An 18,390-nucleotide genomic window follows, 5' to 3' on the forward strand; every position below is an offset into this window, starting at 1 on the left:
ACCTATTATTTATTTTTACTTTCTCTGTCTCTGTCTTCTTCAATCAAATACTCATTGTCTGCAACAACATCGAGAGCATCATTCATCAAAGCAATATCAGCTAGATCCAAAGTTCCATCGATCAGTGATTCGTATTTACACATACCTTTGATGACCGGCCTCAATAACCAGTCCTCTTGATTGGGTAACTCTCTAAAACTTACTCGACCTGCTTCAAGTTCGATGCCTTCGTAAGCAGATCTTGAATAAAATTTCCCAAGTTCTGCCGAATCACGGCGAGCACAATTGGAAGGATCTGCATCATATCGAGGTCATCAAACATAATTGATTCACCACGACACAAAACAGCACCCTCACGATGCACAACAGACAAGCACTTATGAACGACGAGATTGGTGTCATCTTCAGACATCCCTGCGATTGCATCCATAAGCGGTGATAGAGCAGTTGAGAGACCATCGAGATCAGTTAAGTCAATCTTATCTAATTCAATATCTTTGTCAGATTCAATCGCCTCAATAACCTTGGCCAAACCACCTTTAGCCACTTCACTGATGATCGGGATAAGCTTAGGAACAATTGGGGCAATCTTTCGCGATACATGAAGCTGATCGAGCGCATTTAAGCGCCCGATCGTGTAGTTTTTATTACTAATTGTGATTTGCATAAAAATTACTCGTATGTGCCAAGTTTCATATCAACTTTGATTGAATCAAAGACCCACTCAACAGTTGAGCCATCTTTTGCATTGGTGTAATCGGGAACTTTTTTAAATGCACACTTAGATGCCGTGTGGTTATCACCTGAACCAATATGGTTTAGAGTAATTGTGTTTTTTCCCCATTTCTTACTTGATGATTTTTGAGCATTGTAAATGTTCATCAATTTTGCATTAGTTGGGGATGTTTTTAAAAATCGAATCGTGACTTGACCTGAGTTATCAGCATGCAAAGAGTGCATACCTTCCCCATCAGCACCCATGGTCATTGTATTTTTATCACCCGCCATAGCAAAAGTAATACCTTCTTCCGCAATTGCTGCACCATAACCTAGATCAATTACACCTTCAGAACTCGTCAAAGAGCACTGGGTGTCCATAAAAGAATAAGTTCCAGACATTTTAAATTCCTCTTAACGATTTACAGCAACAAGCACATCAGCGAAATGCGTAGCACCAGCCAATTTGATTGCGATTTGGAATACTGGCGCTTTACGTGCTTCACGCTCTGACTGCGCTTGATCATCTAAACTGTTGGCATACACATAGAACGCCTTAGGTAGGTAATCACCTGTTTCTAAAGCACCAAAACTATCACCGTTCCACTGACCCTCACCTAGCAAGCCATTAGTTACACCTTGCTCACATGCACGCTCTAGCACACCACATTGACGATTTACGCCAGCTGGTGTTTGAGGGATCTTAGTGGTCGATGTGTAGTAAAGATTCCAGAGTGCGGTTTCTAAGTGGTTTTGAAGCCAATCAAGACCATGACCTTCATCAAAGAATGAACCATCACACATCACACCTTCCTGAAGAATGGCCGTGTCATTGTTGTAGCCTGCAAATACATTGCAATTTTTTTCGGTAAGCGATTTGGCTTCACGTGTTTTTAGGTCTTCAGCAGCAATGCCTGGCAACTGCTTAAACTTCAGTGTGATTGCAGTATTGGTGCCCATGAAATTCACACTAAATGCGCGTCCAAATAGAGATGCAGCAGCATGTGGGTTATCGCTTGAGAAAATTGTGAATGTGCGACTGTATTTTTTGAGTGAGAGCTTGTAAGCGACATCGGTAATGCTTGTGCCGACCAGCGAATTTTCATCTTGAGTAGTTACACCAAAACGGCGAACTGGTGAAGCTGCTTCAATCAGTGATGCAACTGAATCAGCCTCAACATCAGTTAGATCATCAGCGAATACCAAACCATACCATTTAAGAGATTCAAGGCATTCAGCAACAACCTGTTCAGCTGTTTCTGGTACCGCACCTGCCTTATCCCAAAAGCCGATATACAAGGTACGTGGTTTGGGTGCTTGACCAAAATAAGCTTTGGCAGATGCATACTCTGGATCATCCACGCCGTAGTCTTCTGCTACTTCTGCAATGCTTGAGTATTCACGCATACGCTCAATAGTATCAATTACACCTGCAGTCGAACCAAGAATAAGTAATGAGCCAAATGAGCGAGGCCCTGCCGCCAACGCAGCTAAACTAATACTGACATTGACGACGTTTGAGATAGGTAGTGTCATTTAAGACTCCTAATTAATTTTAATTTGAGAAAGACCCTGAAATGACTGCACCGCATAAGTTCGCTCAGTCTTGCGCCTAAAGGTGGCTGTGACATCGAAACGGTGAACATACTGCTCATTAAGTAGGTCTGGAGCTGTAATCACGTCAGTCACGCCAATGAACTTAATTTTGTGTAATTTCAATTGATCGATATTTTGTGGAATCGCTGTGCCGTCAATGAATTGCTTTGCTATTTTTTGACCATTATTTCCGTAAAATGACAAAGCCACTTCAATGTCTTCATGGCGAATCGATGTAGCATTCTCATCATGTTGATCGAAGTAAGGGCTATTATCTTGACGCTGAGACTTGATACCAAACGCCACCCAATCCTCACCAACCGCAGGCATGGGCAAAGGCACAGTTTGGAATCTCGGTCTAACCATAGATCCCGCAATACCAGTTACACCCCTGATAAAACCCTGAAAGATATCTTCAAGATCCTGGTCATTGGGCACAGTTCCACCATCAGGCAAGAGATATCCGCCTGTCGCTGAAGTATTCATGCTTATCCTGAAATTGGTTTTAAGATACAAATCGCTTTAGTAAATCCACGACCGTATTGAAGATTGGGTTTAGTTTGTAGAACGATGTATTCACGACCCTGCCATTTAATTTCATCCGCTTGATGACCGGCATCACCCTCAGTTAAAACAAAGCGTGTGTGAATATTGATAGCACCTTTAATCACGGTACCATCTGGTCGCCTATCCAACTTAAAGCCATCATTGCTTGTCACTACACCATTGAATTTACTATTTGTAATTGTGGTCTGAGATCGACCATTATCACCAGCAACGACCGCCGTTCGCTTACACTCAATGCCCCTACTCATGAAATCGGGATCAGATAGAACATCACTCACGTCTAAATTTGGCATTATTTCTCAACCTTCTTAATGATGTAAGTGATTGAATTTCGCAATTGACCCGTATCGATCAAAGGCTTGGTTCGTGTCTTACCTGCAAGCCGTCTTGCCCTTAGCGTGGCTTCTGATAGTGGCTCAAAATCACCAGTATTAATTTTGGCTCTTACACTGTTTTGAGCAATCATGCCCGCACGATTTAGGCAACGATCTACACCTTGACTATTACCAGCCAATGCTTGATCAATTGCCTTGGTTAATTGTACGGATGTCTGTTCTTGGCAATCCTCTACACCTGGTGCAAGAAATGCACGTGCAGGTAGATTCATTGCTGGTGATCCAGTTTCTTGAATATAGCCAATTTGAGCATTTGTCATATCTGCATCAGACCGTGCTTCGCCGTGTGGAATACCTACCAACACCTCTTGAGATGTTAGTTTTTGAACAGCTTCGAGAATATCCGCTAAACCTTGACCAGATGAGGTAACACTCATAACTGAATACCTCCTGCACCAATCATCTGCATGAGTTGATAGAACTGAATGCCAAAGGTTGTTTGATTCCAATGCCCCGCATCGGTATTTAAAATCCCCGATACATCCATTGACTTAGATACACTATCAACAGATTTAGAGGTTTCATTTCCAACCACCTTGCCAGCAATACCACCAACATCCACAAAAGACATATCGCGGGCATACAGGGTTAAATAATGAGCTATAAAGAATGTTAAGCCCTCATCAAGCAAATCATCCCATCGGCATTCGTTTAGTAATTTTTTCCCAAGTTTTAAGTAAAAATTGAACTGGAAAGATGGGTATAAATCCACATCCGCAAATACTGGCATCGTCTGCCGAAAGGTTGATTCATCTAGCATTATTTAGCCTTTGGATCTGGTTTTGTTTCAGGCGGTGTTTGAGCCTTAGCCAACTGAACTTTCAATGCTTCGATTTCTTTATCTTTGGCCTGACCAGATTTTTCTAGTTCACCAATTTTTTCATCAGCGGCGGCAGACTGAACTTTTAATGCTTCGTGTTCCATAGATAGTAAATCGTGTGCATCTTGAAGTTCTTTATTCGCAACCACGGTTTGGGTGATTTCTTGCGAATGCGCTTTAACGAACCAGTGTTCAGCAATTTCAGCGCCCACCTCCTGCACACCTGCAGGAAGGGTTACTGTGTTTTGCTGACCATTTCCGTCTTTGCCGAGATTCACAACAAGTTCTTTCGTCAAAAGGATCTGTACAAGTTTAGTCATGGTCAGTGCTCCTTATAGACCGTCAGCGTAGTAAGCAGTTTCAGGATAGACCCACTCAACCGCACCGATACGACCGAAATAAGTCGTCAATTGGCGTAAGTCGCGGTATTCAAGTGGAGTGCGTTGTAACGGTACCAAAGGCATACGAACACGGTTTTCTGACTGCGTGTAACACATCATGCGATCAGTATCACCAACACCACGCTTAACAGCCCATTTAGAAGGCTGAATGTCCAATGGTTTACCATTTACCGACATGCAAAGGTTATTGATTTTTAAGTATTCAAGAATTGAGATGTTACCTGCGTCACTCACAACACGAGTCGTCAACCAACCAAACTGTACTGGCGGTAAAAGCAACTTATCTGGACATACAGCAAAACCAGAGGCAATCCACGCGTTATTTAGAATCAGGTTTACATCGTCCACAATTTGTTGTGGTGTTGCGGTAGCCCAAGATACATTGACGTTTGTTGCACCCACTTTGCTTGAGTTGAATAACCCTTCCAAGCCGAGTTGCTCATCACCGATATAGACTTGCTCATCCACATCCATGTTGTATTTAAGCGTTAAACCCGCATGCTTCTGCGCATCAACTGGACGACCAACCTTCAAAGCTGATTCAAGTTCTGGAAGCGTGTAGCCGATTTGCATAGCCCATAATGTTAAAGGCGTTGCAGTTTTACCAATATCCAAAGCAATACCTTGAATAGCATCAGTGTTTTTGCCGACCCAAGCCTTACCATTGCCAGATGGTCCACCTGCAGCAGCAAACGTTGAGTTGGTGAAAGATGAGGTTTCATCAGCAATCGATACATCAGAACGTAAGTCGATATCACGTGTCCATGTAACCGATGCTAATGGCTCATGCATTGTTTGGTCTAAACGCTCAAGCTCACCAACCAAGAATGCACCAGAGCTATCCACTGTACGCTGATCAAACGTCATCATCTGGTCACGTGTACGTGCGCGAATAGAACCACCCATTGAAACAGCTTGCGCCATGGTTGTGGCCAAGAGTAATTTACTCATATTTTATTTTCCTACAGACATAAAAAAAGACGCTTTAAGCGCCCCAATTCATGTTGTTTATATTTAAATGTTGTAAGAGATTTCTACGTTTCCGCTTGCGTCAGCTGCATGCATAAAGATCGCATTCACTTCAATCGTGTTAGCTGCATCAGCAACAGCTTCAATACCACCCAATGGCTTTACTTCAGTTGCGGCATCAACACGAACAAATACTTTACCGCCTGTTTTTGCAGTACCGGCATTGCACTTTACGGTCATATAACCACGGCGTAATACATCATTAAAGCCAGCTGCAGGAACAGATACACCTAATGCGTTTTGAGCTGTTTGAACTGGATACGAACGAACGATAAGGCCATAAATACTTGCAGCAGTATCACCTGCAGCAAGGGGTGTAAATTTACCGTCAACATTTAATTTGCCGAATAAGCCAAAGCCCGCAAAACCTGCTACGGCGTTATGTGCTTCAATCGTTGAGTGAGACTTGCGTGATACATCACCAGCAATACCTGACGGCATGCGGTATAAAAAAGAGTTACCCATTATTTTTGACTCCAATAAGCGCGGTTTTTAGCGTTGATGTCGGCAGGCGTTGGAGCTGAGCGACCAAAGTCACGAGTCGTTACACCAGTGCGCACGCCTTTAAGATTGTTTTGCTGTTTGATGAGTTCCGATGCACCAATAAATGCAGCATCAATCGTATGTGCAGGTAATGCGTCAATATTTGCATTAGCACCCCCAACGAACGGCCCAATTGTTTTAAGACCATCTGCAGTTGCATAAGCCAATTTCAAAGCATTGCGTTTCGCCGTATCAGCAACATTTCCAATGTCTTTAGATGATGAGTCTAGCGTAGGCAGTTTTAAACCCGGGGCAAGAATTTCAGCACGTGAACGAATATCTTGAAGCGAGTCACCCGTGTATTTTTCCACGCCACCTTCATCTAATTTTTTAGCAGGTTCAGCTTTTAAAATATCGTCTTTGGTTTTTTCTTCTTCAGGATCATCCTCACCATCTTCAGTTTTCTTTTCAGGATCATCTGAATCTTTGGTTTTTTTCTTTTCCAAAGCACCAAGTCGGGAATCCATGGTTTTAAGCATTTTAAGAATTTGACGATTTACAGCAGCATCAGCAGTTTTGCCTTTATCGTTTTCATCATCGTCATCTGAATCCTTAGTTTCAATATCCAGCTCTTCATCTTCAACCGCTTGAGCTAATTTCTCAGCCTCCTCCGCATCCTTGGTTTTCACCAGATTACGAATACGATCAGCAAAGCTAATCTTTTTCTTAGCCATTTGTTTATCTCCAATTGAGCAGCGAGAACCGCAACGCCCTTTGTCTACTAATGCAACGTGATTACCAATAATGTTGCTCTGAACCCCTTTGCCCTTACTGATTTCTTGATAATCAGCATCGTAGCCTAGAGAAATTTCTACCTTGCCCTCTTGAACGGCATTAATGGCTTCTTGATCCTGAATGAGTAAATCTGCAATCAACAGGTGATCTTCAAGACCTTCACCACGGCGTACATTCTGTGCTACACCTTTCGCTAGATCCTTCCAGTTCTCAGGTTTTACCCAATCGTCAGGATGATCATTAGTGACTGGTTTACCCTCAAAACTTGAAATGGTTTGAGGGCTAAATAAATCTTCATCCCCACGATTAATCACAATCAGGCCAGCGTCCGCCGTAACAGGCACTTCACCTTCTCCATAAAGTAAGCTACCAGTGCATGCAATCGCTACATCACGGCACAACAAGTAACCCTCTGGTGTGACTTCACGTGTCTTTCCAAGTTTGCCGACCGTGTAAAAATTAGATCGATCTTTGGTCTGCCGATCCTTTGTCTGTTTTTTCTTAAACATGATTCACCTATGGGTGTTTGGGAGGCGAGTCCTTTAGGTATGACCCCTTAAGGATGTACTGTGCTAATGGCTCAATAATCTTAGGGATCATCTCTGGTGGTACTTTGTGATCAAGTGCCTGCTGAGTTAGCTTTAAGCGAATTTCCTGAATACTCATTTTTGGTTCCTTATTAGTCTTCCGGGATAACCGGTTCTGGATAACATCGACAATTAATATCGCAACCGGCATGCGCCCTACGACCTGACTTTTTATCAACAACCGGTGGCTTATCCCAAGGGACGTATTGGCCATTCAGCTCAGCATGTCTATGACGCACATCACTATCACCTGAATCTCGCCAGATATACCCATCACTTCCCAGCGCTTCAGCACGTGATTGCGTAAATAGCGTTGTAGCTTTTGATATTTCAGTACGTGCAATAGTATTTGCTCGGGCTTTAGTCACACTGCCAATTGACATGATCAGACCTGATATTTCATTAGATCGACCACCCTCAATCACGGCGCGTGTAGCTAAATCCTGAATACGTTGTGCAGCAGTTAGAGGTAGTGACTTGATCAAACCAACCTGCTCATTCACAAGCTTTTGATATGTCGCACCAATATCAGTATTTCTAATCTGATCTTTAATGCCTTTTGACATATCTTGAGCGTAAATGAGCCATGTTTTTTCGTCACGTAAAGCCACATCCATGATGATTCTGCTCGAGGCGCTTCTAGCCCAAATATCTAAGGACTCAGCATACTTTCGCAAAGCTGTGACCATCGACGGATAGACCGTTTCATCCTGAACATCAAAACCTTTAACAATTGAGTCGATATGACTAGCTATCTGCCTCAACTGTCTGCCGTACCTCAACTCCACTTTCCGTGCTCGGTTCGGTGTATGTCGGATTGTCTGTTTCATCTGGATCACTCATCGGTGCAGGTGGTTCATCGTTCGCAGCTTCAATATCTCCATCGGTGATATTCGAGAATACGCCAGTGATTTCACTAGATTGGCGAAGTTCTTTCATTGCACCTTTCTGTGTAATCAAACCTTGCTCTTCAGCTTTACATACAGCATCAGTAATCTTGGTGGCCACATCAGCTTTCTGCACATCATCCATCTGCCATAAAGACGCAAAGTCAAATGTGAATGAATCCGGCAATGGCTTTCCTAAAACAGATAAAGAAACAATCCGCAAAAGCTTGCCAAGCCCCGAGCGCATACGCCGTTCTTGCTGTTGATTGATATTGTCGTAGTAATTCGATAGGTCTGACTCACCAGTGGCGTTCATCCCTGCAGGAGACTGCCCAAACAATCGAACCAATGGAATTTGTGAAGCACCTGATAATTGCTGATTGAATTGAAGCAATACGGCGTCAAGTCCCGCAAAGCTATATGAGTGGGCTTGGAATTCATCTTCGGCATCCATAAGGGTTAATCCCTCATTCGATTGCCATAAGCGAATATGCTCAATCTGCTTCACCAACCCCTCTAGTGCCTTACCACCTGCAGCAATAATGCTTCGCAAGCCTTTCACTTTGTATGTACGTAAATGCGCTTTATAGACAAGCTGAGCAACACCCATAGTTGTACTGTCGAATGCCGTCAAACGATCAATCATTCGTTCGATGACTGACTGTCCCCATAGGTTCTCAGCAATACGTTGCCAATAAGGTAGATCCACACCATCAAAGCGAATAATGCGTGAATGATGAATTCTCTGGTTGGATAACCCTAATGAGTCTGCAATCACATTGTAAAACTTTGGCTTACCAAAATCGGGACCATAGTCAGTAACTAGATCCTGTAATGTCGGCTGAACCAACCAACGATCCAAAACCAATAGGCCTTTGAATTGATCTTTACCAACAGATTCAATTTTTAGCGGTGTACTTACATTCTGGCCATCAATCATCATCACAGCGATAGCACCGCCGTATAGACGACCCCATTTAATAACGTTGGCCAACTCATTCCAGATTTCCAGATCATCCAAAGCCTTTTGGATTTTTTCAACATCACTTGGATCATCTAAGCCTCGGATGTTCACGCCTTCACGCGTCATATCCTCGGCCACAACATCGACCACTTGACCAACCACCCAGCTTGAACGATACATTGCCTCAAGCTTTAATCGGTCACGGCTCAGAAAATCAAAGCCATAACCTGATTGATCATGTTGGCTTCCCGCACCCAAGCCGAGTCGCGCAGCAAAGTTTTGAAAACCATCTGCGGTATATTTAAATAATTTCATTGTTTATCTCGGTTAGAGCTTATCCCATATCGCCATATCGGAAATTGCAGGATTAAAGCAGATCATTACGCTGTCGGCTCGGTTAGGAGAAACGGCGCCGTCTGGTTGCTTATTGACTAAGATTTTTCCGACACCATTTTTCATGTAGGTCGGTTGTGATAATTCCATGACCAGTTGATCAAACTCATTCTTATCAATTCCCCTAGACAGTGAAATTAGATTATCGGGGTCATATTCCATACCCTTTAAAGCGCGGTAGGTATTCTGGAATCTCATGCGTAATGACCACCATGACTGAGCTTTGAGGTTCGCAAAGAAGTCTTTGTTTTTACGCTTCTCTACCATCTCACCATCAGGATCATGTACGGCGGCAGAACCTCGGAATGATTCGACGTTAATTTCAACTCCACCAATTTCACGCTGTTTCTCATTAATCACACGAGCATCACCACGAACGCCTGCACCCAAGCCGTCTGCATCGTAATAAAACAGGCCGTAATCTTTATCTATGCAGGTATCCATAGTTTTTTGAGTTGTTCCAAAGATGTCATCACCTTTACCCGACCAAGACTCTAGATACTCCAGAACGATACCGTGACGCCCTGCAAATGAGTTCTTGTCCCTACCTTCATCTGCAACGTCTAGGGCACCAATACGATCACCTGTAGCCTCAATATTGAGTTTCTCATGAGCATCAATAGCAGCTTGAACCCATACAGATGGAATCAATACACCCTCAACCGATGCGGCATAGTTAATATCAACCTCTTGGGCTAATACCACCTCATCAAGTGTGGCCAACTGCTTTTCATACCAGGGGTAAATCAATTTACCGCGTAGATCTACTTGCCAATTCTTATCCGGGTTGTCACGCCACGGCATAGTAAAGACGGAATAGCGACCACTAAAACGATCTCGGTGAAAACGATCACCAATACCGTTTGGAGTAGACCCTTTAATATGCACGTTAGTATTTTGAGATATTGCAGCATCCACAGCCTCCTGACGCTCTACGAATGCCCATTCATCAAGAAAGTACATTGACGTACGACCGCCACGACCAATGTTGTCACCCGCTTCACCGGTAATGGTTGCGCCGTTGTCTGGGTTCACGATACGCATGTAGTTATCATGATCACGAGATGAAAAGTTTTTAGGTTTCATCCAGTCCGGCATCTTGCTAAACATGTCGCGAAATTTATGCAGCAGTGTTTTAGGATCCCCACGCTTATCTACAAGTTCCTCTTTACGACTCCCTACACCACCTGCAAAGCCTTCGACAAATAACCATCGATGTAAAAAGAAACCAAGTACAACGTAGCTCATGCCCTCATCACGAGACTTTTCAATTAAGCCGTGAGTTTGACTGCCCTCTCTTTCAAGCAACCAGTGCACCAATTCAACCTGCTTAGGTCGAAGCACGAAAGGAATATTTGCAGGTAGTCCAAAGGCCATACCCCGGGGATCATATGTCCAGATCCAGTTATTGAACCAGTGCACTGGGTCTTTACTGCACTTATAAATCTCTGCCTGCTTGCTTTGCTCGTTTTGCTCAATTACAGCTTTGTAGTAATAACGCCGTGTCATTTCGCTAATGACTTCAGGTAGACGCGTGTTGACTGTCCACTCTTTAATTAGTGGCGCTATTTCTTCAAGTGCATAGGTCATAACTTGCCATTAATTGCCAAACGTGAAAGCTCTTGCGCGGTCATGCCTGCGAGTTGCTCTGGTGTGTATTGGGGTGGATTGTTGTTTGTATTTTCAGTTTTGATAGGTTGCCCATCCTTCCCGGTAATTTCTTGACGAGTAATACGGGCATCTGTTTCTTGATACGCTTGCTTGAGTAAATTCTGCTTAGCTCTTTTATTTCGCCCAGAATCGTCATACATCTTCTGAAGCTCGCGTAATCGAAATGCCTTGTTGGCTATCGCAATATCTTCAATGTTCTCCCGAAAATCTGTCCGGGTACGTTCAAATAAATCTTTCAATTTCTTACTGAGATTACGTCCAGCAACTTTCGTTGGGTCGTAAAGCGCTACCTGTTGGCGTGTTATTTCAATCTTATAATCTTGCTTTACAGCGTCTACAACTTGTTGAGGGGTTTCAAAGCAAGCAAGAGACTGAACTATAAACATTTTTACAGGCTCTTTTAGTGCTGCCATAAACACCTCTTTGTATAGCTACGTATAGCAAGATAGGCAAAAAAATAGAGCCTTTCAGCTCTATCCAATTACGCAATTTCCACAGCACGCAGCAATATTCGTTTCTGAAACAAACGGCGCATTCTTGGCAATTTCCAAAAGCCGTTTGACTGATTCATCAGCACCCCAACGTTTTGTCTCACCAAAGAACACTTCCACGTCGTGACCAGCTAAGTAATGCTTTGGTAAACCAGTGTTATCGCTATATATAGGTTCGCCGTCCTCATCACGCTCAACACCAATGTGATAAAGCTCATGCTCGATGAGTCGGCAGAATTCACGATCCGACGTCTGTTCGCAAAAGGCTGCATCTACAGTAATTAAGTATTGAGGTACAAAACCAAACCAGTCACGCATCTGTTGTTCTTGTCTTGCTTTTTTCCATCCGCCCTGGTTAAACATTACTTTTTCACATTGACCCAACACCATACGTTTTTTCGCTACGGCGGCAGATGAGGCCCATGCGAATGCTAAAAAGGTTTCATCATCATGCAATAGCTCAGCTATATGGTCATGATCAGGGTTATGTAATTCACCACCAATGGTTAGCCAGTTTTTAATAACCCAATCTTTTAAATCTACGGCGGGTGCCAAGCGGATCGCTTCTTCCTCATCAGCCTGATCAATCAGATCTGTCGGCGGGAATGGTCTGATCTGTTCCATCTTTTAATCTCTTTAATTGAGCTTGAATCCAATTAATCGCACAACCTGATTCAATTTGATGAGGCTCAAGACGCACAAGCGCATAACCCATTTCTTCGGCCATATCATATTTACAAAATGCATTTGCTATCTTTTTCCCACAACGACCAACTGACCATGGGCTACCAGCGATTTCAATAAGAAGTCTCAACCTCACAATATAAAAATCGAACCGCCAGTTTTTGGTTGGCTCAAATTGAAACTTACGCTCATGCCCAATTAAGTGTTCTTCTAATTCTTGGAATAAAGTTTCTTCAGCTTCTAAGTATTTTTCTTTCGCTTTAGGTAAAGGCTTGGTGCGAGATTTTGTTTTAGGTGGACGTTTCTTGGTTGCCCAGAAATAATCTTTTTCGTCCATAAATTGCGCCCATTAAAAAACCTCCAGAAGGAGGTTGTACTTATTTAAGCGTGTAGAGTTCTGACTGAATACACCCTATATCCTGAAGACCCATTCTATCAAGAAGTTTTTCAACTAACCCTTTAAAATGCGGATCCGCCTCTGGTGAGATGTAAACTCCATTCACAAGTGTAGCTAAATTAATTTTTAACTTTATTCCATCTGGATTGTTAATGCTTTTTTTATCGGGTGGGTTTAGATTATTTGGATAACTTATTGACGTAAGCCCTTCACCCAGGAAATAAAGAACTCTCAATTCCTGTTCATATTTAAAACTTGTTCTTTTTTCAAACAATGGATTAAGCCAATTAATTGATTCTGGCCTTTTATCGTCCTCGTGGTAAGTAACTTCTTTAATATACACTACCGCATTGTTGTTATCATTTATTAGTGCTTCTTCTAGGTTGGCGACTGAAGTGAGTATAGCAATACAGTTTTTAGTTTCGCCATATAGTTTCCACATTGCAGCGGATTCTTCTTCTCCTATGTACCAACAACTTGCATATGAATACATTGGCAATAATGATTGGTTATTTATATGGAGATTGGATAATTCTTCCATATCCTCTTCAGATTTACCGAATGGCTTTGCTAGATCTGCATAACTTTTATGTGCCACATCACAAAACTTAGCAGACACAAAACCCTCATAAACGTCCTGAAACTTATCGATTCGCCTAAGGTAGATCTCCTGGTTTAAAATTAAATCCAAAAATTTAGTTAAATCCATATAACGCCAAATTTTGGCATGCTGATCTAACTCCCCTAAGTGTAGATGTTTTTCCATTTTGTATGCTTATTTAAATAAAAAACAATATTGTATACAGATGCAATTGATTTAACTAAATGGTTAATAATTTAAAATTCCAAATTTTCCTGACTTTATATACCGCTTCGCATCTTTCACTTTCTACGAGGTGCTTGTTATTTGTCATAACACCACTCAATAAGAAGGTACAGAACCTGCCAATAATGCATATTGAGCAGGGTTTTATACGCCGTAATACGTTCGGCGAATAACTAGTGTGAAATAGAGTAAAACTTTATTTGTTCATTAAAACCTTAAAAAGATTTTGTTTACTGTATAGGGCAGTATCTAAGAAAGTCACTTTTCATTTTTTCTAATTCATCCCCTTCTAAAACCTGATTATAGTAAATCAAGAAAGTAGCATCAGGATATTCGATTGTATGTTGAAACATCGTCCCATTCGGGAAGCTTGTATAGGTATCCGGGTAATAAGGACCAAAGTTGATCTTTTCCCTAAATTCATAATCATGATATACGTTTTTAAAAGTCTCAAACACATGGATAACTTTCATCTTTACCATCTCAGTAAGTTAATTCCCTCTCAACTTACCCGAACGTACCAACAATATACAAATTTAAATTAAGCAACAAAAAGCCCATCGAATGATGAGCTCTTAATTCAAGATCATTTAGGTCTGTGCCATACCTAACCCAGTACTAAACAGATTAATTGCCACACCATTTGAAAACATAGCTAATGCAGTAATAATTTGTTTTTTCATAGACACCTCTTGTTGACTTAATAAAACTGTTGAATGGTTTGTTAAAAAACACAATATTAAAGTTAAAAGAAAGGCAACCAATCCAAGTACTATGAGTGGAATCGAACCACTAATCACAGAAACCCCTAATACCACAGACCTAAGTGATCTAAATATGAATTATAGCACAATTTTTTTAAACCAAATCAAAAAAGCCCACCATTCGATGAGCTTCCTTGAAGCTGGTTCGCCCGGTAGGATTGAACCTATGAGTACTGGATAATATTTATCGATTTTTTAGATAAATAAGGATCAACCCTAACGGCGCTAAGACTACAGCAAATGCCCAACAGAGATATCTCATAACAAGTATAAAAATTATTGAAATAGGGTTAATTGAGTATGCGTATGCCCGATCACCTAAGACAACTCCCCAAATTGAATCATAAACAAATTTAGAATAAGGATATAAAACCGAATTCAGCACTATTAGAGCCTTAATTGTAATTATTGTGGATAAAGCTTTTGGATTGGTCGATCCTTTTTCTAGAGTATCTATTAAAAACCATGCGCACACACCAAATATAGATCCAATAAATAGGTTTCTAAAATAATATTCCTTTGTTAAACCGCCAAAGCTGTTTCTAATTATGCTCATAAATCCATACTAGTTTCTTGGTAGAAGCTATCGTAACAATTTTTAAAAAAAAAGCCCACATTTTGGGGGAAATGCAGGCTTTAGGAGTCCAGGTATTATATTTATCTATTGATTTATAATCAGTATATTAACAAATTATAACTTAATAGTCACTTACATTATGTTTCAGGCAAAACACTTGGACAAAAAAATACCTGTCGTATGAGAGACAGGCAATAAACTTTAAATTCTATAAACACATATGTGTGAGCTTCTTTCTGCGCAACTCACATACTTCATGCACTATAAGCGAAATATGCCATAACCTGTGTACACAGGCAAGCCATTTAATCATCTAATACAGTCATCTGGGTTTAGATTGTAGAATATAGCTGTAATTTCCTTAGCTAGGTAATCTAAAAAAGCATATTTTTCATTTGGTTCAGGTGCTTCAACTAACCAAAAGGTGTATTTTTCCTCAAACACAACATATTTGATAGTTTGATCACTTAGAGTTATTTCACCATCTAACATTTTTAAATCATTCATTTGAATCAAGCATTGAAATAAAAAACTAGCTTTTTCCAATGGTAGATTTTCCGTTTTAAAATCATTAAAAGCCAGCTTGTAGATAGCATTGCTAAAATCATATATCGCCTGATCGGGTGTGGACTTCATTTCTAATCCTCTTAATCCAATTATCAGTTGATAAACTTATATCAGATTAGACTGAGTTTTACTTTTGAAGAAGGTCAGAAACAAGATTGGGATAACGCCCGGAAATAAATGCTAATCCGCATTTCATATCTTGGCGAATCTGAATCGTTGATGTATTAAACATGGCAGCCACTTTACGTAATTTTTGATCCTCTACACATACCTGCCATATAGCATCTATCCAATCTTGAAGCGGCTCACTTTCAATAGCTCTAATATCTAAAACAATACGCTGAAATGCACGGGCTTCATTATCTGTAATTTGGCAAACAACCCCACGGCGGTGATAAGGCTCTTTAAATTCATCATCATTCATGTACAGAGCAAGCAAAGCTTCTCGTTGTTTTTGTGTCAGTTTTTTAACGTTCAAACACTTATAAAACTTTCTTTTATTTTCTGTGTTACCGTTGATCCAAGCCCCAAACTGACGAAACCAATCCTCCGTACTAAACTTAGACCAATCCGTTGTCTGCATAATCGTTGCCACCGCTACACCCATTCTATTCCCCTACCATCTTCTCAATTTGCTGTATCGCTAAACCTGATTTTACTTGCTCTGTACTAAACCGTATGACCTGATAACCCAGCATTGTTGCCGCGTTATATTTCTCCATATCGCCTAAATATCCCTTAGCTCTGGTATGTCGCCCTCCACTCCAGATCCCACCTTCAACCTCAACTAAAATCTTTTTTCCAACTAGATAGAAATCAGCCCGCCATTTCCTGTTTTGATGAAACTTAAATTCTCTCTCAAATTCGATCCTGAGCGCTTTAAGCTGAACTACTAGTAATGACTCACCCTCACTCTCAATTTGCTTACCACGGCGCGGAGATTTTGATTTACGCGCATTCTTACTCTTGGATCCATACAACTTTTGATATTCAGCAAGAGAAATACTCGTCATTCATCAATTCCAGTTGCTAATTCGTTGAATAATTTTTTTGCATGTTTGGATAGAGTAAATCCTTGTGGCATTTCTCCATCCTTGCTGACCAATCCACATTTTTCTAAATTATTCAAATGACGTTGCAGACTTCGTTTTGACATCCCCACCTGAGGTTGAATCGATTCATGAATTTGTTTTACAGAGATGCGTCCAGTGTTTGTGGCCATGATTCTGAAAATGATGAGGTCTCTGTAGGTTTGGCTTGTGGGATTCATGCTTTGTCTCCCTGCAGAGATCCGTTGAATCCAACCTGCTTGAGATACGATTCCCATTTTTTCGCTTGCGCTGGGTTTTCAAGTTTCACAGCGATACGTGCTGCAAGTTTGTCGTATGACTCCCCTGGTTCACTGAACGTTCCTGCGAACTCAGGATGGTGAGAAAGTTTTTGAGCAAAGACCTGAATTTGTTTTTCAGTGAGTCGATTTGAATTTAATTTCGGTGAACTTGAGTTTCCAGAAGGGCCTGAACTTGGTTTTTCAGAATATTTGGTTTTGTAAGCGTTGATCAGCCAATCAGCGAAGTGGTAGATCATCAAATCATCGCTCATGGATTTTTCAGCGTTGTAAATTTCGAATGCTCGTTTTTCTCGTTCGAACCATTTTGAATTCATGATGGATTCAAAATCGATTCCGTCATCGGCCAAGTAAATTTCTTCACGAAGTTTTTCAAGGCAAATCCACGTTTTTTTATTTTTAGATTCTAATGGGAGATTCATTGGGAGATTCTGTGTCCCAACAACGGCACTATTCAAAGTCCCAACAACGGCACTATTCAAAGTCCCATTGATGGAATGATTCCGTTGTTGGAACTGTTCCGTTGTTGGCACTATTTTAGCTGGTTTTTTATCGTCTAATGGTTCCGTTATTGGCATAGTTTCACGACCATTTACACCGATTAAACGGTAAACTTTCACCCGTTTCGTGTTGCCTTTTCGCTCTCCAGTATCCAAAATAAAGCCATCTTCAATTAATTCTGAGATGATTTTTAGTACAGTTTTACGCTCTAAACCAGTATCTCTTTCAAGTCTCTGCATACTTGGATAACAACAATGGTCTTCACCAGCACGATCAGCCAGTGAGAGCAATACTAGTTTTTTAAGCGGTTTCAAAGCACCGCCTTTTTTTGTGGACATTTCAATTTTCCACGCCCATACACTTGCATCTAAGCTCATGGTTTTACCTCACTCGCTTTAGGTTTTATAAAGCTACCAAATGAATCTACAGCTGCAGATTTAATCAAACTGCTAATCACTTCCTGCGCCAACCATTGTGAAATTCGCATGCGATACACCAACAACTCCTTAAAGGCATTTTTAGAGATTGCGGCATTATTTTCGTCATAGCCTTTGCTGCGAAGATTTGCTTTATTTCGCTCAAGCATTTCATCTAGCAATTTCAATGCAGGTTCATAAAATGACTGCACATTCTGCCTTTGCTGAAACTCTGGTTTATTCTGAAATTGGAAATTCATGAAACCTCCGCTATTGATAGCTCTACTGCAGATAAACGACGCTTAGCTTTAAGTTCTGCAGGTGATGCCAGTTGAATATCAGTACGATGTACAAGTTGGCCACACTCCAACCAGTAATATTCTGCAGGTTGAAATGCCTCGACCATCTTCAGGTCATCAATTTTGATATGGTTCATGTACACCACGACATCACCAGCCAAGAAGTCTGTGTCTGGATTGTTTTGAATTAATTGTTGTGCTAAATTTGATTTCAT

At 41.2% G+C, this 18,390-nt stretch carries 26 protein-coding genes; all 26 read right to left on the bottom strand.

Annotation, left to right across the window (positions count from 1 at the left end; all coding sequences use genetic code 11):
- Nucleotides 1-5: 5 nt before the first annotated feature.
- Nucleotides 6-164 carry a DUF6889 family protein gene (locus V5M36_RS09025; RefSeq protein ID WP_338558106.1) on the bottom strand — a complete coding sequence of 53 codons (159 nt, stop codon included), beginning with the start codon at nucleotides 162-164 and terminating at the stop codon, nucleotides 6-8.
- A gap of 35 nt (nucleotides 165-199) precedes the next feature.
- Complete coding sequence (locus V5M36_RS09030) at nucleotides 200-667, bottom strand: phage tail assembly chaperone (protein WP_338558108.1); 468 nt, start codon at nucleotides 665-667, stop codon at nucleotides 200-202.
- A gap of 5 nt (nucleotides 668-672) precedes the next feature.
- Nucleotides 673-1,119, bottom strand: a complete 447-nt coding sequence (locus V5M36_RS09035) for a phage structural protein (protein WP_338558110.1) — start codon at nucleotides 1,117-1,119, stop codon at nucleotides 673-675.
- A gap of 12 nt (nucleotides 1,120-1,131) precedes the next feature.
- The gene (locus V5M36_RS09040) at nucleotides 1,132-2,253 is read right to left on the bottom strand and encodes a DUF3383 family protein (RefSeq protein ID WP_338558112.1); all 1,122 of its coding nucleotides are present in this window, start codon (nucleotides 2,251-2,253) and stop codon (nucleotides 1,132-1,134) included.
- Nucleotides 2,254-2,262: 9 nt separating this feature from the next.
- Complete coding sequence (locus tag V5M36_RS09045) at nucleotides 2,263-2,799, bottom strand: phage neck terminator protein (protein WP_338558114.1); 537 nt, start codon at nucleotides 2,797-2,799, stop codon at nucleotides 2,263-2,265.
- Nucleotides 2,800-2,801: 2 nt separating this feature from the next.
- Nucleotides 2,802-3,173 carry a hypothetical protein gene (locus V5M36_RS09050; protein WP_338558116.1) on the bottom strand — a complete coding sequence of 124 codons (372 nt, stop codon included), beginning with the start codon at nucleotides 3,171-3,173 and terminating at the stop codon, nucleotides 2,802-2,804.
- Nucleotides 3,173-3,652 (bottom strand): hypothetical protein, encoded by a 480-nt coding sequence (locus tag V5M36_RS09055; RefSeq protein ID WP_338558118.1) that lies wholly within the window; start codon nucleotides 3,650-3,652, stop codon nucleotides 3,173-3,175. Before V5M36_RS09055 ends, V5M36_RS09050 begins: the two co-directional genes overlap by 1 nt.
- Nucleotides 3,649-4,035: a DUF4054 domain-containing protein gene (locus tag V5M36_RS09060; RefSeq protein ID WP_338558120.1), complete on the bottom strand. Its 387-nt coding sequence runs from the start codon at nucleotides 4,033-4,035 to the stop codon at nucleotides 3,649-3,651. Before V5M36_RS09060 ends, V5M36_RS09055 begins: the two co-directional genes overlap by 4 nt.
- Entirely contained in the window at nucleotides 4,035-4,415 is a 381-nt protein-coding gene (locus V5M36_RS09065) for an STY1053 family phage-associated protein (RefSeq protein ID WP_338558122.1), read from the bottom strand. The genes V5M36_RS09060 and V5M36_RS09065 overlap by 1 nt, the downstream gene beginning before the upstream one ends.
- Before the next feature lie 12 nt (nucleotides 4,416-4,427).
- On the bottom strand, nucleotides 4,428-5,447 hold the full coding sequence (locus V5M36_RS09070) for a DUF2184 domain-containing protein (protein ID WP_338558124.1): 1,020 nt from the start codon (nucleotides 5,445-5,447) through the stop codon (nucleotides 4,428-4,430).
- 63 nt (nucleotides 5,448-5,510) lie between these two features.
- Nucleotides 5,511-5,990: a structural cement protein Gp24 gene (locus V5M36_RS09075; RefSeq protein ID WP_338558126.1), complete on the bottom strand. Its 480-nt coding sequence runs from the start codon at nucleotides 5,988-5,990 to the stop codon at nucleotides 5,511-5,513.
- Nucleotides 5,990-7,312: a DUF2213 domain-containing protein gene (locus V5M36_RS09080; RefSeq protein ID WP_338558128.1), complete on the bottom strand. Its 1,323-nt coding sequence runs from the start codon at nucleotides 7,310-7,312 to the stop codon at nucleotides 5,990-5,992. The genes V5M36_RS09075 and V5M36_RS09080 overlap by 1 nt, the downstream gene beginning before the upstream one ends.
- 170 nt (nucleotides 7,313-7,482) lie before the next feature.
- Nucleotides 7,483-8,079: a phage head morphogenesis protein gene (locus tag V5M36_RS09085; RefSeq protein ID WP_338564127.1), complete on the bottom strand. Its 597-nt coding sequence runs from the start codon at nucleotides 8,077-8,079 to the stop codon at nucleotides 7,483-7,485.
- 58 nt (nucleotides 8,080-8,137) lie between these two features.
- Nucleotides 8,138-9,556: a DUF1073 domain-containing protein gene (locus tag V5M36_RS09090; protein WP_338558130.1), complete on the bottom strand. Its 1,419-nt coding sequence runs from the start codon at nucleotides 9,554-9,556 to the stop codon at nucleotides 8,138-8,140.
- A 12-nt stretch (nucleotides 9,557-9,568) separates the two neighbouring features.
- Nucleotides 9,569-11,224, bottom strand: a complete 1,656-nt coding sequence (locus tag V5M36_RS09095; protein ID WP_338558132.1) for a terminase — start codon at nucleotides 11,222-11,224, stop codon at nucleotides 9,569-9,571.
- Nucleotides 11,221-11,718, bottom strand: coding sequence for a DUF2280 domain-containing protein (locus V5M36_RS09100; RefSeq protein WP_338558134.1), 498 nt, complete (start codon nucleotides 11,716-11,718; stop codon nucleotides 11,221-11,223). The genes V5M36_RS09095 and V5M36_RS09100 overlap by 4 nt, the downstream gene beginning before the upstream one ends.
- 60 nt (nucleotides 11,719-11,778) lie before the next feature.
- Entirely contained in the window at nucleotides 11,779-12,420 is a 642-nt protein-coding gene (locus V5M36_RS09105) for a putative metallopeptidase (RefSeq protein ID WP_338558136.1), read from the bottom strand.
- Entirely contained in the window at nucleotides 12,380-12,817 is a 438-nt protein-coding gene (locus tag V5M36_RS09110; RefSeq protein ID WP_338558138.1) for a hypothetical protein, read from the bottom strand. Before V5M36_RS09110 ends, V5M36_RS09105 begins: the two co-directional genes overlap by 41 nt.
- 40 nt (nucleotides 12,818-12,857) lie before the next feature.
- Entirely contained in the window at nucleotides 12,858-13,643 is a 786-nt protein-coding gene (locus V5M36_RS09115; protein WP_338558141.1) for a DUF2971 domain-containing protein, read from the bottom strand.
- Between the two features lie 1,710 nt (nucleotides 13,644-15,353).
- Nucleotides 15,354-15,680 carry a hypothetical protein gene (locus V5M36_RS09120; protein ID WP_338558143.1) on the bottom strand — a complete coding sequence of 109 codons (327 nt, stop codon included), beginning with the start codon at nucleotides 15,678-15,680 and terminating at the stop codon, nucleotides 15,354-15,356.
- A gap of 58 nt (nucleotides 15,681-15,738) precedes the next feature.
- Entirely contained in the window at nucleotides 15,739-16,218 is a 480-nt protein-coding gene (locus V5M36_RS09125; protein WP_338558144.1) for a hypothetical protein, read from the bottom strand.
- Between the two features lies 1 nt (nucleotide 16,219).
- A complete protein-coding gene (locus V5M36_RS09130; RefSeq protein WP_338558146.1) occupies nucleotides 16,220-16,624 on the bottom strand; it encodes a DUF559 domain-containing protein in 405 nt (134 codons plus the stop codon).
- Nucleotides 16,621-16,881: a hypothetical protein gene (locus V5M36_RS09135; RefSeq protein ID WP_338558148.1), complete on the bottom strand. Its 261-nt coding sequence runs from the start codon at nucleotides 16,879-16,881 to the stop codon at nucleotides 16,621-16,623. Before V5M36_RS09135 ends, V5M36_RS09130 begins: the two co-directional genes overlap by 4 nt.
- Entirely contained in the window at nucleotides 16,878-17,837 is a 960-nt protein-coding gene (locus V5M36_RS09140; protein WP_338558150.1) for a helix-turn-helix domain-containing protein, read from the bottom strand. Before V5M36_RS09140 ends, V5M36_RS09135 begins: the two co-directional genes overlap by 4 nt.
- Complete coding sequence (locus V5M36_RS09145) at nucleotides 17,834-18,136, bottom strand: hypothetical protein (RefSeq protein ID WP_338558153.1); 303 nt, start codon at nucleotides 18,134-18,136, stop codon at nucleotides 17,834-17,836. The genes V5M36_RS09140 and V5M36_RS09145 overlap by 4 nt, the downstream gene beginning before the upstream one ends.
- On the bottom strand, nucleotides 18,133-18,390 hold the full coding sequence (locus tag V5M36_RS09150; RefSeq protein ID WP_338558154.1) for a hypothetical protein: 258 nt from the start codon (nucleotides 18,388-18,390) through the stop codon (nucleotides 18,133-18,135). The genes V5M36_RS09145 and V5M36_RS09150 overlap by 4 nt, the downstream gene beginning before the upstream one ends.

It is taken from the genome of Acinetobacter sp. KS-LM10 (assembly GCF_036896575.1).
Taxonomy (GTDB): Bacteria; Pseudomonadota; Gammaproteobacteria; order Pseudomonadales; family Moraxellaceae; genus Acinetobacter; species Acinetobacter avistercoris.